The sequence below is a fragment of the Gammaproteobacteria bacterium genome (assembly GCA_009845905.1).
Lineage (GTDB): Bacteria > Pseudomonadota > Gammaproteobacteria > Steroidobacterales > Foliamicaceae > Foliamicus.
Window position 1 is genome coordinate 166908 of record VXYS01000010.1, and the last position, 15627, is coordinate 182534.

Consider the following 15627-nt stretch of genomic DNA (forward strand, 5'->3'; position numbering starts at 1 on the left):
AAAGTTGTTTCGGATGCGGGCGCAATCATACTCGAATTCTCACAACCCGCGCGGTACTAGGAATTGATCCAGTAGCTTCGGCGCTGGAAAGGATAGCCTGGCAGCGAGATGCGTCGGCGCTCCTCGCCGGCAAAGAGGCTGTTAAAGGAAACGGCCAGCCCGGCCTCGTACGCCTTCGCGGCTGCCGCGACAAACGACCGGCCGTTCCCGGAGTCGGGTGCGTTTTTCGCCTCCGTCCCGGTTACCGGCAACGCACCAGCGGCACTCTGTGCTCCCCGATCGCCGCCGTTTGCGAGCGACCTGAGTTCCTGCCGCAATGATTCGGCATCCTCGAATACCAGGCCGGCCCGGAAATCGAAGTGAGTTCGTCCCACGGCCGCCGTCCATGACATGTCGGCCAGAAGGGCCTTCATGTCCACGTCGGAAGACACCTCTTCCGCGCGCCGGTCGAGCCATTCGAGATACCGCTGCGCCAATTGCCGAAGGGCGTCCTCCGACTTGCCCGAAAGCGGGAGCATCCTGACGCTCCGGTCGTCAGGACCTTCGCCGCGCAACGGGTCCAGGTCCCCGGAACGCTCCAACTCGGATACGCGCATCGGGGCGCCCGCGGGATCGATCGCGCCGCCGGGACCGGTTCCGTTCGCGGCGTGCCCTTCCAGCACGACATGAGCGTTCGTTCCCGAGATTCCGAATGCGCTCACGCCCGACCTGGGCGGCCTTTCGGAGTGGCCGGGCCAGGGCGTCGCGCCTGAAACGACGCGTACCGGAAGGTCGTCCCATTCGAGGTTCGGGTTCGGGGCGTTGAAGTGCAACTGGCCGGGAATCAGCCCGCGCCTCATCGCCAGCACCGCCTTGATCAGTCCGGCGACGCCGGCGGCCGCTTCCAGGTGGCCGATGTTCGCTTTCACCGAGCCGATCAGCAGCGGCCTTTCGGACTCGCGTCCCTTTCCGTAGACCGCGGCCGCGGCCTGCACCTCGATCGGGTCTCCCAGTGCGGAGCCGGCCCCGTGCGCCTCCAGGTAGTCCACCGCCGAAGGCGCCATGTTCGCCCTGGAGAGCGCCGTCTCGATGACCCGCTGCTGGGCCAGGCCATTGGGAGTTGTGGGACCTGCGCTGGCGCCGTTCTGGTTGACCGCCGAGCCGCGGATCACGCCCCAGATGCGGTCGCCGTCGGCCTCGGCTTCATCGAGCCGTTTCAGCACCAGCATGCCGCAGCCTTCGCTTCTGACAAAACCGTCCGCGGAAGCGTCGAAAGCCTTGCATTGACCGTGGCGCGACAACATGCCCAACTCCGCCATCTCCCGTGTCACGGCGGGCGAAAGAAGCGTGTTCACGCCGCCCACCAGGGCCTGGTCCACTTCGCCGTAGCGCAGGGCCATGACCGCCTGGTGTGCGGCAATCAGCGACGAAGCGCAATTCAGCTCCACCGGAACCGCCGGGCCTTCCAGGCCCAGATGATAGGCAACCCGCCCCACCGTCATGCTGGTGGCGGTGCCCAGATAACTCACGCCCCTGTCGCGGGACTTCATCAGGTCCCGGTACTCGCTGGAAGCCAGGCCGACGTAGATGCCGGTTCGGCTCCCGCGCAAGCGGTCCGAGTCCATTCCCGCGTCTTCCACGGCCTGCCAGCTCGTCTCCAGCAGCATTCGCTGGCGCGGGTCCAGCATGCGCGCCTCGATCGGCGCAATCCGGAAGAACCTCGCGTCGAACTTGTCGATCTCGTCCACGAACCCGCCCTTGCGGTAGGCGGCGAACTCGGGCGGCAAATCTCGCGCGCTATCGGACCAGGGACCTGAACCCGCTCGGCCATCGGTAATTCCGGTGCCGCCGCCTTCGAGCTGGCGCCAGAATGCCGCAAGGTCCGGCGCCCCGGGGAAACGGCAGGCCATGCCCACAATGGCAATGCCTTCTTCTTCGCGCGGCGCAGTGGCTGCGGGTTGCGGATCCGGCTCCGCTCGCCGGCGAGGTTCCGGCTGCGGCTCGGCTTGAGGCGCGGGAGCGGGTGCAGGGGCAGCCGCCGGAGCGGGCGCGGGTGCGGTCCCCAGATCGCCGAGTTGTTCGGCCATATGAGCCGCAAACTGAGTGATGTCCGGATAGTCGAAAACCGCGGTGTTGGACGCCACGTACTCGCCGGCGAACGCCCGGTTCACCCGGTTGCGGAGTTCCACCGCCATCAGCGAGTCCATACCGAGATCGAAGAACCCGACCGTGGGCGCCGGGGCCGACGGCAACCTGAGTACCGCCTGCACTTCCTCCTGCAGGAAAGAAGCCAGCAGATCTTCATGCTCCGCCGCGGGCGAGCTCCTCAGCATCGACAGCAGATCGCCTGGCCCTGCCGCGGGATCGGCCTTGTCCTCCGTAGCGGCGGACAACAGGTCCTCCACGAGGATCGGCGGTTCTTCAACGGCCTCCGCGAAGACCGACCAGTCCATGGACATCACGACGGAATGGGTGGCGTCCTGGCGCACCAGACGATCGAACGCCCTGATACCCTGTTGCGGAGTGAACCAGCGTCCGCCCAGCGCCGAGCGCTGGCTGTCTATACGTTCGCGCTGCTCCGCCGCCTCGCCGATGTCCGACCATGCGCCCCAGGCGATGGCCTGGCCTGCGAGACCCAGCGCCCGGCGATGGCCGGCGAGCTGATCCAGGAAGGCATTGGCGGCAGCGTGGTTGGCCTGGCCGGGGTTGCCCATGACGCCCACCCGGCTCGAGAACAACACGAACATGTCCAGGTCGCGGTCCAGTGTCGCCCGATGCAGATGCCAGGCGCCGAGCACCTTCGGCCAAAGCACCTGCTCGAAGCGCTCCCAGCTCTGGTTGGTGAGCGCGCCGTCCGACAGCACGCCCACGCTGTGTATCACGCCTGCCAAGGGCGGCAACTCCTCGTCCATGCGGGCCAGCATCCGATCGATCGCCGCCGTATCGGTCACGTCCGCCAATTCCACTTCTACCCGCACGCCGCGGTCCCTGAGCGCGCCGATGGTCTTCTCGGCGGCTTCGTCGGGGGCGCGCCGTCCATTCAGCACGATGGTCCCCGCGCCGCGTTCGGCGAGCCAATCCGCCACCGCGCAACCGATTCCTCCCAGGCCGCCCGTCACCAGGTAGGTACGGTCCGGCCGCAGGTGGCCGTCCGTGACCGGCGGGTTTGTCGCCACAATCTTTCCGAGGTGCCGGGCCGAGCGCATGAAGCTCAGTGCGGCGCCCGCTTCGGCCAGCGGCCATCTGCTGTGAATGATCGGTTTCAGCTCACCCGCTGCAACGCGCGCCATTACGCCGCGCAGGACCTTGCCGACCCGGGCCGGTTCGGACTTCTTCAATACATCCAGTTCCAGGATGTGGTAGGGCGCGTCGGGCCGCACGGCCGCCATCTCATCCTCGCTCAGGATGTCCCGCCGGGCCATCTCCACGAAACGGCCACCTTGCTTGAGGCAGGCCAAGCTGGCATCGATGTAGCCCTCGCTCGTGAGGCTGTTCAGCACCACATCGACGCCCTCGCCGCCGGTGGCCTCGAGAATTTCTTCGCCGAAGGCCGTCGTGCGGCTGTCAAAAACGTGCTTCACGCCCAGCGACCGGAGATAGTCCCGCTTGGGCGCGCTGGCGGTGGCAAACACCTCCGCCCCCGCGGCCTGGACCCACTGGATGGCCGCCAGGCCCACACCGCCCGCGCCGGCGTGGATCAGGACCCGCTCACCCGCTTCAAGCCCCGTGAATTCGAAGGACAGCGCTGCCGAAACGTAGGCGCTGGGGATCGTCGCAAGTTCGCTGACCGAAAATCCGTCCGGCGCAGGAGCGACGAGTTCCCCGTGCGTGATCATTTCACCGCCGAACGCGCCGAAGCCCATTCCGACCACATGGTCGCCGGCCTTCACGCGGGACACGTCGGAGCCTGTTTCCAGGACGTAACCGCACATTTCCCGGCCGAGCATGCCCTCCTCGATGAATCCGAGCGACCGGAAAACGTCCCAGAAGTTGAGTCCGGCGGCTTCCACCTGCACCCGGACCTCTTCCGACTCAAGGGATCGCTCCGGCAGAGTCTGAACAAAGGGTTTGTCAAAAACGCCGTCCGGATCGGGCGCCAGCACCCAGTCCGGTTCCTCGGGCAGATCCAGCCGCTCCGCGCCGGCGCCCTCCCGAACCAGGCGGGCCGCGAGCCGGCGGCCGCGACGATGCGCAATGTGATCCTCCGGGTCCGGATACATGAGTTCATTGACCAGATCGGATGCGGCGCCCGGGTCCGGATCGAGGTCGAGCATCCTGGGCTTGAGGTGCGGCGCTTCGCGGGCAACGCCCTTGCCGAAACCCCAGAGTACCGAGCCCGCGGGTTCGCCGCCCCGCTCGCGCTCCAGGACTTGCGCGCCACGGGTCACGAACCACAGGCCCCTTTCCGGCACCGTGTCCGAGTCGATCACGCCCTGCACCAGCGCCAGCGCACTCGCGCCCGCCCGTCGCACGTCATCCGCCATATCTTCGGTCGAGGCCCCCTCCCCACCGCCGTCGAGTCCGGCGAGATGCACGATTCCACCGAGCGGCGCGTCGCCGGGAAGACTCTCGATCAGCGAGCGCCAGGAATCCCTGTCGTCCGGTTCCACGGCGATTTCGAACACCCCCGGACCGCTCGCCGGCTGCTTGCCGTTCGCCGGCGCATCCGCGCCGGCCAGCAATACGGTCTGGTTGCGCGCAGCCAGGTCGCTCGCCAGCCCGGCCCCCAAACCCTGCGAGTCCGCAGCCACAATCCATACGCCCGCAGGCTCTCTCACCTTCGCGGGTCCCTGGGCCACGATGACGCCCTTGTCCAGGGTCCGGTTCGGGTCGTTCTCGTCGACGCCCAGCACTTCCACTGACTCGAAACCGGCATCGCCCAACGCCTGCCTCCAGATCTCGGGCGTGGCCAACGCATGGTGGGGACGGTAGTCGTCGGCGAACCGCCACCAGCCGTCCAACTGTCCGAAGGTCAGGTCCATCCAGCCCAGCCCGGTGAGGTTCTCCAGCGCGACCAATTGCCCTGCCGGTGCGAGTAGTTCTCGGCAATATGTCAGGGTCTCTTCCAGATATCTTGTTGCGTGGAGAACATTCGACGCAATGATCAGGTCGTAACCGTGAGGATCGAAGCCCTGCGCGACGGGGTCCTTCTCGATATCCAGGGGGACATACCGGATACAGCCGCCGGCGTCGCCGAACCTCGCTTCCGCTTCGGCAAAGAAGCCCGCGGAAATGTCCGTATAGACGTAATCGAAACGTCCCTCGGGAAGTTCCGGCAGGACTGAAGCGGTTGCGGAGCCGGTGCCCGCCCCGACCTCGATCACCCGCAGGCGCCGGTCGCCGGGCAGCGCGGCCACCAGGGCGCGCACCGCCTCGGCCAGCAACCCGTTCGCCGCACGGGCCACCGGCGCCTTCAGGTACAGGTCGGCCGCGGTCGGCTCGCCGCTGCTGAACAGCAGGGTGAGGGCATCCTCCTTGCCGCGAAGCACGTCGCCCAGGGCCTTGCCCGATCGCTCGAACAGCCCGACTTCGGTGAGACCGTGGGAATACGTTCCCCTCATCCGCTCGGCCCACTCATCCAGATCCCGGGGCATCTCCTCGGGCAGCGGATCGTCGGGCCCCAGGAGCACGCGGAAACCCGCATCGGTTTCTTCCAGCACCCCGGACCTGGCGAGCATTTCGAACATGCGGCGGAACAGGCGCGAGTGCTCGGGCAGAACGTCCATTTCCTGCCGCAATTGTTCCGGGTCGACAACGTCGCCCTTCTTCCGCTGCCATCGCAATTCCTCAAGGGTTGCAAGCGCGCGCGAGCGCGACCATTGCTCAAGGTCCTCGAGCAGATCGTTCCGGCCCTGGGGATCGACTCCCGCCTCCCGGAGGTAATCGGCAAACAGTTGCGTGCCGGCTGCGACCGCCGCGGGCTTCGGAAAGAAATCGGCGGAAACGATTCCGGGCGGAAGCGGTTGCTCGCGCCAGTCCACCTCGTACAGGAGTTCCTGTACGCCCTCAATGGCGGACAACAGTGCCGCCCGCGTCGCGCGCTTGATCGAGTAGCCGTCCAGGCGCCCCAGCAGAGTTCCGTCGGGGTCATAGATCCGAAGCTCGCCGTTCAGGGTCTCCGGCGCTGCGTCAGGGTCCGCATCCGCGTCGCGCGACACGTCGCTCAGGCGCACGTGGCAGTAGACGCGGTCCGGCAACCGACCCGCAAGCCACAGTTGCTCCCAGCCGAAGGGAAGATAGGCGGCGGTGCCCTCGGACTCCGAGAGCTGTCGGGCCGTGCCGAACACCTGGAAGCAACCGTCCAGGACCAGCGGATGAATGTCCAGGCCGTGTCTTTCGAAGGCCTCGGGCAGCGACACCTCGGCCAGGGCCTCGCCGGGGCCGGACCAGACCTGCTTCAGCGTGCGGAAGAACGGTCCGAGATTGACGCCGGTGCCGGCCCTCTGGCGGTAGTACGCGTCAACATCCGCCGGCTTCAGGTTGGCCCTGAGTTGTTCGAGATCGATCGACTCGGCGTCGTCCGTCGTCGACCGGGCATCCACCAGGCGACCTTCGACATGCAATGTCCAGTCCCCTTCGATGCCCTTGCTGAATATCCGAACGGTCCCGGGCGCCGCCGGGTCGGATTTGTCGATTGCGAGTTGCACTGTCCTCGCGGCTGCCGTCGGGTCTTCCTCGTTCTCCTCCTCGAAGACGAGCGCATTGTGCAGTTGCATGTCTTCAACGATCACTGACCCGCTGCCTTCCGCAAGCGCTGCCGATGCCACCATCGATCCATAGACCGCGCCCGGCGCCACGATCCTGCCGAACACCCGGTGATCGCTCATCCAGGCCGGGTCGGATGGGAAGAGTTCGGTTTCATAGGTTATTTCGCCGGCGGCGGATTCGCGGCGCACGCCAAGCAGGGGATGACCCGAGCTCCCGCGTCGTGCCGCGGGAGCCTCCAGCCAGTGACGGCGTCGTTGAAACGGATAGCCCGGCAGGGAAATCCTGCGCCGGTTCTCGCCCGCGAACAGTCCGGAGAATTGAATCGGCAGTCCGATCTCGTAGGCGGCTGCGACCGCTTCCGCGAACGCCCCATCGTCCGATGTCGCCGACGCTCCGTCCGCGAGCGGCCGCAGGCTTGCCATGACAGCCGGCGCAGACCCTTGAGCCGCTTCAGGCCATGCCGACAGGGTCATCGAAGACAGTACCGTCCGCGGCCCGATCTCGATGACCAGGTCCACTCCAAGCTCGTCCAGCGTGCGAACGCCATCCACGAATGCGACCGCCTCGCGAGCGTGCCGCCTCCAGTAGGCGCCGTCCAGCCGCTCGTCCGCCCCGAGCACGCGGCCGGTCAGGTTACTGACGAAATTCACGGCAGGCGCCTCGACCGACAAGCGGTCCAGTACCGCTTCCAGGTCGTCCAGCGCCGGCTCCATCAGGGCGCTGTGAAAAGCCCTTGAGGTATTCAGGCGCCGCACGCGCACACCCAGGGACTCCAGACGTCCGGATATCTCTTCGATTTCCGCTATCGGGCCGCTGACCACCTGGTGCGTGCCGTTGTAGCCGGAAATATTCACGCCGACGCCCCCGGCGGCGGCGTTGGCAGATTCCACCTCGGCAGCAACCTTTTCGGCTGGCGCAAAGACCGCCGCCATCGCGCCTGGTTTGGTCGCCGACAGTAGCGAGCCCCGCGCTTCGGCAAGGCGCATGCCGTCCTCCAGGCTGAACACGCCCGCCGCCTGTGCGGCCGCCAGTTCGCCCACACTGTGACCCAGCACGACGGCCGGCTGAATACCGATACCTGCCCAGAGCGCGGTGATCGCGCACTCCAGCGCATAGAGCGCCGGCTGCTCCCATGCCGTGTCCGCGAGATCCCCCTGCGCGCCATCACGGCCGAACATCAGATCGAGCAGGGATGCGCCCCGCTCCTCGACGAACACCGCCTCGCAACGGTCGAATACCGCCCTCGCAACCGGCTCGCTCTCGTAGAGCGCCAGCCCCATCCCGGTCCACTGGCTCCCCTGGCCCGTGTACGCGAACGCAATCGTGGCCGGTCCGCGCGTGACCGGCCTCTCTTCACCCTGGGCCACCTCTTGCAGTCCCGAGCGCAGGGATTCCGCGTCCCGAAAAACGACGCCTTCGCGAACATCAAAGTGGCTTCGTCCCACGCTCGCGGTCCAGGCCATGTCCGAAAGCAACGGATCCGGGGCCGCATTGACGGGAGAAAACTCGTTTTCCCTTTCCGCAATCCAATCCAGGTAGCGTGCCGCGAGTTCTCCAAGTGCGGCGGGAGACTTGGCCGAGAGCGGCAGAAGACGCGAGCGGCGCGACGTGGACTGCTGTTCCGGAGCCGGCAGGTGGGAAACGCCTTCCGGCATCGAAACCGCTACCGCCTTCGCAGGCCCAGCTACATCGGCTATGTCGCGTCTCAACCCGGGAGGGAGGTCGTCCCGACCTCCGTCGCCTTGTCCGTCCGGACCCCGGTGTTCTTCCACCACAAGGTGAGCGTTCGTGCCGGAAATCCCGAAGGAATTCACGCCCGCCAGGCGCGGCCGGCTTCCATTGCCCGGCCAGTCCAGCATTTCCGTCGTGATCTTGAGCGGCAGGCTGTCCCAGTCGACGCGCGGATTGGGGTCCCGCAAATGCAGGTGTTTCGGGATCACGCCCTGATTCACGACCAGCACGGCCTTGATCAGCCCCGCCACGCCCGCCGCCGACTCCAGGTGACCCACGTTGGTCTTGACCGAACCGATCAGCAGCGGATTGTCGGTCTTGCGCGCCCGGCCGTAGACGGCGGACACGGCGTCGATTTCGATCGGATCGCCAACGGTGGTACCGGTTCCATGCGCTTCCAGGTAATCCACTTCCAGGGCCTGGACGCCTGCCTGTGACAGGGCTTCCTCGATCACCCTTTCCAGCGCTGGCGTGTTGGGGACCGTCAGGCCGACGCTGGCGCCGCCGTGGTTCACGGCGGAGCCGCGGATGACGGCCCAGATCCGGTCGCCGTCCGCCTCCGCTTCGCTCAGCCGCTTCAGAACAACGACGCCGCAACCCTCTCCGCGAACATAGCCGTCGGCCGAAGCATCGAAGGTCTTGCACTGCCCCTCGGGGGACAACATCATCGCGTCGGCGCGCAATTCGTAAATCCGGCCGTTCAGGATGGCCTGCACCCCGCCCGCAATGGCCAGGTCCGCCTTGCCCTGCTGCAGGTCCGCCACCGCGTCATGTATCGACACCAGCGATGAGGCGCAGGCGGCGTCAACCGCCTTCGCCGGACCCATCAGGCCGAGCACAAACGAGACCCGCCCGGCGGCGCCGTTCAGGTTGGTTCCGCTCAGGGCGTAAAGGCAGGAGGCCGCCTCGGCGGGCTTGCTCGAGTCCACGACCAGCATTCGATACTCGTCGTTGCTGATCCCGGTATAGACGCCGGTGCGGCTCTCCTTGAGCCGGTCGGGGTCGATGCCGGCGTCCTCGAGCGCCTGCCAGCTCGTCTCCAGCATCATCCGCTGCTGCGGATCCAGCAGGGACGCCTCGACCGGAGATATGCGGAAGAACGAGTCGTCGAACTGGTCGATATCGTCAACGAATGCCCCGAAGCGGCAGCCTTCGCTGCGCAACGCATCGTCGGGAAAGAGCTGACCGAAACGCTCGTGCCCGGACCCGGGCACCCACTCGCTTACGGAGTTGCCGCCTTCCTGGAGCAAGTGCCAGAAGGACTCAATACTCGGCGCTCCCGGGAAACGGCAGGCCATGCCCACCACGGCGATCGGTTCGCCGGATCCGGGCTGTTCCGTTCCGGGTGCTTCGGATTCGGCGGGTCGGGCCGAAGAAGAGGATTTGCGCGTCGCCATTACGAGATTTCGCCAGGAACCCCCCGTTCCAAACCGCCGATGGCGGCATCGTGTTCTGTGCTGTCAGTTTAAGTCAAAAACGTTCCACATCTCCCCGCCGCCAGCCAGGGGTTCTACGTTTCTCGGTTGACTGTCATCGCGCCCAAAGAAAAAGCCCCGGAACTGGCCGGGGCTTTTTCAGGTGACGCGGTGCGAAAACGTTAGAAGCTGTAGCTTACATTCACGCCGAAGTGACGTCCGCGATTCAGGTTGACCAGTTGCGCGTACGGGAAGGTGTACGAACCCGTGGTCTGATCGAAGCGCACGAAACGTCGCAGGTCGCGGAAGCGGAACGAGCCGGCCAGCGTGCGGTCATCGAGAATGTTGTTGACGTACGCCGTCAGCTTCCAGTTCGCGTTCTCAAGGCCCGCGCGCAGGTTCCACTTGTATTCCCAGCCGATGTAGGACAGGTTGTAGATTTCCGACCAGCGTTCCCCGGTCATGTTCAGATCGCTTCGGGCGAAGAAATCCCAGTCGTTAATCACGCCCGACTGGTTGTAGTTCGCCGATATCTGGATCTGCCAATCGGGATAGCGGTAGGGCTCGTTGCCGGCAAGATCGGACTCCGTGCCAAGCTGCGGGGCAAAGGTTTCCTCCACAAAGAACTTGTACTCGGGATCCGCGAAGGCAACGGAGCCGGAGAGGACCCACCGCTCCGAGACGACAAAGCTGGATTCCAGTTCCAACCCGTAAACCTCTGTCTTGCCCGCGTTGGTGGCAATGGTCGAGGCCTGACCCTGGGCGTTCAGGAACGTCTGGCGGATCTGCTGGTTCGACCAGTCCAGGTAGTACGCGGCCGCATTGAGCAGCAGGCGCCCATCCATCCACAGAGTCTTGGCTCCCAATTCGTAGTTCCAGAGGGTCTCTTCCTTCACGGCCGGATCTATGCCGAGGTTGAGTGCGACAGCGCGATTGTTGAAGTACCCGGGCTTGTTGCCCTGCGATACGACGCCGTACAGGGTGACGTCTTCACTCGGCTTGTAGTCCACGATGAAACGCGGCAGGGTGCGCTCGAAGCTCGCGGTGTCGAACCGGTACGCTTCAATGTTCTTGCTTGATCCCAATTGCGGAATCTCGGCCGGCGATTGGGGAAAGAACGTGGCAGTGCTCTCCCGCACATCGTCCTCCTGCCAGCGAACATCCAGGCCCAGGGAGAGTTGGTCGGTAAGGCTGTAGGTGACACTGCCGAAAACGGAGACATTTTCAATATGGCGGGAACCACCGGCTTCGCCGTGTGGGCGAGAGGGTGTTAGCCGCAGGTTACGACTGACGAGGTCGTGCTCATAATACGAGGCGCCCACGAAAGCCGACAACCTGTCGGACCCCGGAGCGGTGACCTTCACCTGCAGGCTTCTGTCCTGGAAACCTTGCCAGGCGCGGTTCGCTTCGAGCTGGCCGACGGAACCGAAGACCAGCCCGCCGGTCCCGCCCAAGCCATTGGGAACGCCCATGCTTTCGCTCCAACTTGCATCGTGAAGCTCTTCGAAGACTTGCTGATTCGTGCCGGCTCGCAATTCGAATTCCCAGTCGTTGTCGGTCACATAATCCAGTTCAGCCGTGTAGCGGCGTGTAACCTGGAACTGTCCGACCGGGACGCCGAATCGCTCCTCGACCCTCTTGTTGTTCTGTGCGATGGTATCCATGTCGTCCGGAAGTTCCCCGCAAACGTAGCCCACGGGAATGGTGGAGTTGTAGAACAGGCAGTTGTCCAGCGCATCGGGCAGGCTTGTGGTCGGCGGCGGGCCGTCATCGTCTTCCGCATAGGATGCGGACAACGCAAGCGTGAGGTTTTCCGCAGGCTCGAACAACAACTTGCCGGAGATGGCCCTCGTCTTTTCGTCGCCGATCGTGGCGTTGTCCTCTCCTATCGCCACATTTTTCCACTCGCCGCCAAAACTGTAGGAACGGACGCTCACCATGGCCTTCACGGTGTCCATACCAAACAGCGGGCCGGAAACGGTCACGGCAACATCGGAGCGGCTGTGTTCGCCCAGATCGAAGTCGGCATCGATTGCAAGCTCGTCACCGGGCGACTTGGTTATGTAGTTGACGGCGCCACCGAAAGTCGCGCGGCCGAAGAGCGCCGACTGAGGCCCCTTTAGAACTTCCACCCGTTCAATATTGTTGAAGCCGAACGTAGCGGCCGTGCCCAGGACGAAGAAACCGTCCACGAACACGGAAGAATTCTGACGGTCAACCACCGAGGTGTTGACGACAAGGCCCCGAAAATACGGATTCGAGTCCCGGCGGCCGACCGTTTCGGTGTAGAACCCCGGCGTATAGTCCGCCAGGTCAAGAATGCTGGCGACACCGCGTTCGTAAATGTCGTCATTGGTCAGCGCCGTTACCGTCAAGGGAAGGTCCTGCAGGTTTTCTTCCCGTTTTCGGGCCGTGACGATGATCTCCTCAAGGGCGAGTTCCTGGCCGAAAGCTGGCGCGGAGTCGTAGGATATGGCAATCAGTGCCGCGCCCAACACGGACGCGAGCAACGTGGTTTTTCTTGTCATAACGGCAAGTCCCCTTTGATTCCTGTGGAAAAAGCGCCTTACCCCCGAGGCGCCAGTCGGCAAAAATTATAGCTGCACTTGGGTGTTCAGCCGGCCAGCGCCGGGATCATGGCTGCGGCGCGCCCTGCTCCTTGTCCCGGCACAACGCGTAGAGCCATCCCAGGTTGATGCCGAACCGGTCGGCGTCGTCCACCGCCCAGGCGTAGGCAATGGGCACATGGTTTCCCTTTTCGTGAACGCGGAAAAGCGGGAAGACGCGGTCCGACGGAGAGGCGAATTCGCGGGTGTGCAGCTGGAACTCGATCGTGCGGCCGTCGGGCCACTCGATGTCGGCCGACCCGCCCTGATCGTGCAGTTCGATTTCGGTCAGGAACTCCGTGTTCAGCATGTCGCCGTCAAGGTTGTAGTTGACCGTGCAGATGAACCAGCGGGCCTTCGTCGCCTGAATCCAGTCGTACCGGTCGCCCCCGGTCTCGTTCCAGGTCACCTCGCCCGTCTCCCGGCTGATTTGCCGGTCGCGAGTCCAGTAGTGGTTCGGGCCAAGCACCACCTGATACTCGAACCAGGCCTCGTCGCCGCAGGATTCCCGTTTCATGCCGCCCGAGAACTGACCGCCGTCGAAGCGCATATATACATCGCATGCGTCCGAGAACGGGCGCAACTCGTGCGCGTCGACAGCCGCCAGCCGTTCCGGGTCGAGCCGGGCGCCGATCATGCGGTCATGGCCGTCCCTGAACGCGTGGAGTTTGACCCTCACCGCCTGTTCCTCCTCATCGACGGAAAGCGCATAGACCCGGATTCGCGAGATGTTGGAGGGATCGTTGTTCCGGTACTCCTCGACGTAGAGAACGTTCTCGCCCAGCTCCGGCAGGTCCAGGCGAACGTAATGGGAATGAAGACGGAAAACGGGATCGTAAACAGGAACCGAAAGGCCGCCGCCGGACTGACGGACGATCTGTTCGTGATTGTCGTATTCGCCGGGCCACCACTCCATGATCAGCGCAAGATGGATATCCAGTTCCGTCTTGCCGAAGGTCTGTGCCTGCACGGGCAGTGCAAGGGCAAGACACAGAGCGGCGGTCGTCGGAATACGCATGATCATCTCCCGGGACAGGCTCATACAGCGTGACGCTTGATGCGCGCTGCTGCGCGAGGGCGCGGGGGCCCTCGCTTCAAGCAGCAGTAATTAGATGCCTGGCGGTGACCTACTCTCGCGCGGGGAGACCCCGAACTACCATCGGCGCTGGACGTTTTCACTTCCGAGTTCGGAATGGAATCGGGTGGGACCCGTCCGCTATTGCCACCAGGCGAAAAAGGTGGCGCGTCCCTTCAAATCGGGGACGCGCCCAGGATTGTTCCATGCAATGTTGGGGGTGGGAATGCTTCGGTGTGACGCGGTTTAAGCCGCACGGGCAATTAGTACTGGTTAGCTTCACGCGTTGCCGCGCTTCCACACCCAGCCTATCAACCTTGTAGTCTTCAAGGGCCCTTCAGGGATCCGAAGATCCGGGAAACCTAATCTTGGGGTGGGCTTCCCGCTTAGATGCTTTCAGCGGTTATCCCTTCCGTACATAGCTACCCGGCAATGCCACTGGCGTGACAACCGGAACACCAGAGGTACGTCCACTCCGGTCCTCTCGTACTAGGAGAAGCTCCCCTCAAGTTTCCAACGCCCACGGCAGATAGGGACCGAACTGTCTCACGACGTTCTAAACCCAGCTCGCGTACCACTTTAAATGGCGAACAGCCATACCCTTGGGACCTGCTACAGCCCCAGGATGTGATGAGCCGACATCGAGGTGCCAAACTCCTCCGTCGATGTGGACTCTTGGGAGGAATCAGCCTGTTATCCCCGGAGTACCTTTTATCCGTTTAGCGATGGCCATTCCATACAGAACCACCGGATCACTAAGACCGACTTTCGTCCCTGCTCGACTTGTACGTCTCGCAGTCAAGCACCCTTATGCCTTTACACGCAATGCGCGATGTCCGACCGCGCTGAGGGTACCTTTGTGCTCCTCCGTTACTCTTTGGGAGGAGACCGCCCCAGTCAAACTACCCACCATGCACTGTCCCCGACCCGGATAACGGGCCTGGGTTAGAACCTCAAACAAGCCAGGGTGGTATTTCAAGGTTGGCTCCACGAGAACTGGCGTCCTCGTTTCAAAGCCTCCCACCTATCCTGCACAAGCTGGCTCAAGATCCAGTACAAAGCTGTAGTAAAGGTTCACGGGGTCTTTCCGTCTAGCCGCGGGTACACTGCATCTTCACAGCAATTTCAATTTCACTGAGTCCCGGGTGGAGACAGTGTGGCCATCGTTACGCCATTCGTGCAGGTCGGAACTTACCCGACAAGGAATTTCGCTACCTTAGGACCGTTATAGTTACGGCCGCCGTTTACCGGGGCTTCGGTCACGAGCTTTGCCCAAAAGGGCTAACAAGATCACTTAACCTTCCGGCACCGGGCAGGCGTCACACCCTATACATCCTCTTGCGAGTTAGCAGAGTGCTATGTTTTTAGTAAACAGTCGCAGCCACCTGGTCACTGCGGCCTCCGACAGCTCAGGGAGCAAGTCCCGTCACCGTCAAAGGCGTACCTTCTCCCGAAGTTACGGTACCAATTTGCCTAGTTCCTTCACCCGAGTTCTCTCAAACGCCTTAGGATTCTCTCCCTGCCCACCTGTGTCGGTTTACGGTACGGTCGCCCGTAACCTGATGCTTAGAGGTTTTTCCTGGAAGCATGGTGTAAGCCACTTCCCGGCAATGCCGGTGGTCTCGTATCTCGGCGTTAACGGCGCTCCGGATTTTCCAAAAGCGCCCGCCTACCTACTTTCCCCGGGACAACCAACGCCCGGTAGGCCTAACCTTCTCCGTCACCCCATCGCAGTTACGGCCGGTACAGGAATGTTGACCTGTTTCCCATCGACTACACCTTTCGGTCTCGCCTTAGGGGCCGACTCACCCTGCGCCGATTAGCGTTGCGCAGGAAACCTTGGGCTTCTGGCGTGCGGGTTTTTCACCCGCATAATCGTTACTCATGTCAGCATTCGCACTTCTGATACCTCCAGCACGCCTCGCGACGCACCTTCACTGGCTTACAGAACGCTCCCCTACCCCCGATACGATCCGAAGAAAGTATCGAGCCGCAGCTTCGGTATACGGCTTAAGCCCCGTTAAATCTTCCGCGCAGGCCGACTAGACCAGTGAGCTGTTACGCTTTCTTTAAAGGATGGCTGCTTCTAAGCCAACCTCCTGGCTGTCTGGGC

General features: G+C 63.7%; 3 protein-coding genes and 2 rRNA genes. All 5 read right to left on the reverse strand.

Features of this window, described 5'->3' with window-relative positions; genetic code table 11:
* Positions 1 to 56: 56 nt before the first annotated feature.
* Positions 57 to 9815, reverse strand: coding sequence for an SDR family NAD(P)-dependent oxidoreductase (locus F4036_11495; protein MYK38364.1), 9759 nt, complete (start codon positions 9813 to 9815; stop codon positions 57 to 59).
* A 200-nt stretch (positions 9816 to 10015) separates the two neighbouring features.
* Positions 10016 to 12361, reverse strand: coding sequence for a TonB-dependent receptor (locus F4036_11500; GenBank protein MYK38365.1), 2346 nt, complete (start codon positions 12359 to 12361; stop codon positions 10016 to 10018).
* A gap of 106 nt (positions 12362 to 12467) precedes the next feature.
* Positions 12468 to 13481, reverse strand: coding sequence for a hypothetical protein (locus F4036_11505; protein ID MYK38366.1), 1014 nt, complete (start codon positions 13479 to 13481; stop codon positions 12468 to 12470).
* 72 nt (positions 13482 to 13553) lie between these two features.
* Positions 13554 to 13669: ribosomal RNA gene (rrf, locus tag F4036_11510) — 5S ribosomal RNA — on the reverse strand.
* Between the two features lie 91 nt (positions 13670 to 13760).
* Positions 13761 to 15627: ribosomal RNA gene (locus F4036_11515) — 23S ribosomal RNA — on the reverse strand; the annotation flags it as partial.

Coding starts and splice junctions, on each gene's coding strand:
- F4036_11500 (MYK38365.1), bottom strand. CDS start 12,361: ATGACAAGAAAAACCACGTTGCTCGCGTCCGTGTTGGGCGCGGCACTG.
- F4036_11495 (MYK38364.1), bottom strand. CDS start 9,815: ATGGCGACGCGCAAATCCTCTTCTTCGGCCCGACCCGCCGAATCCGAA.
- F4036_11505 (MYK38366.1), bottom strand. CDS start 13,481: ATGAGCCTGTCCCGGGAGATGATCATGCGTATTCCGACGACCGCCGCT.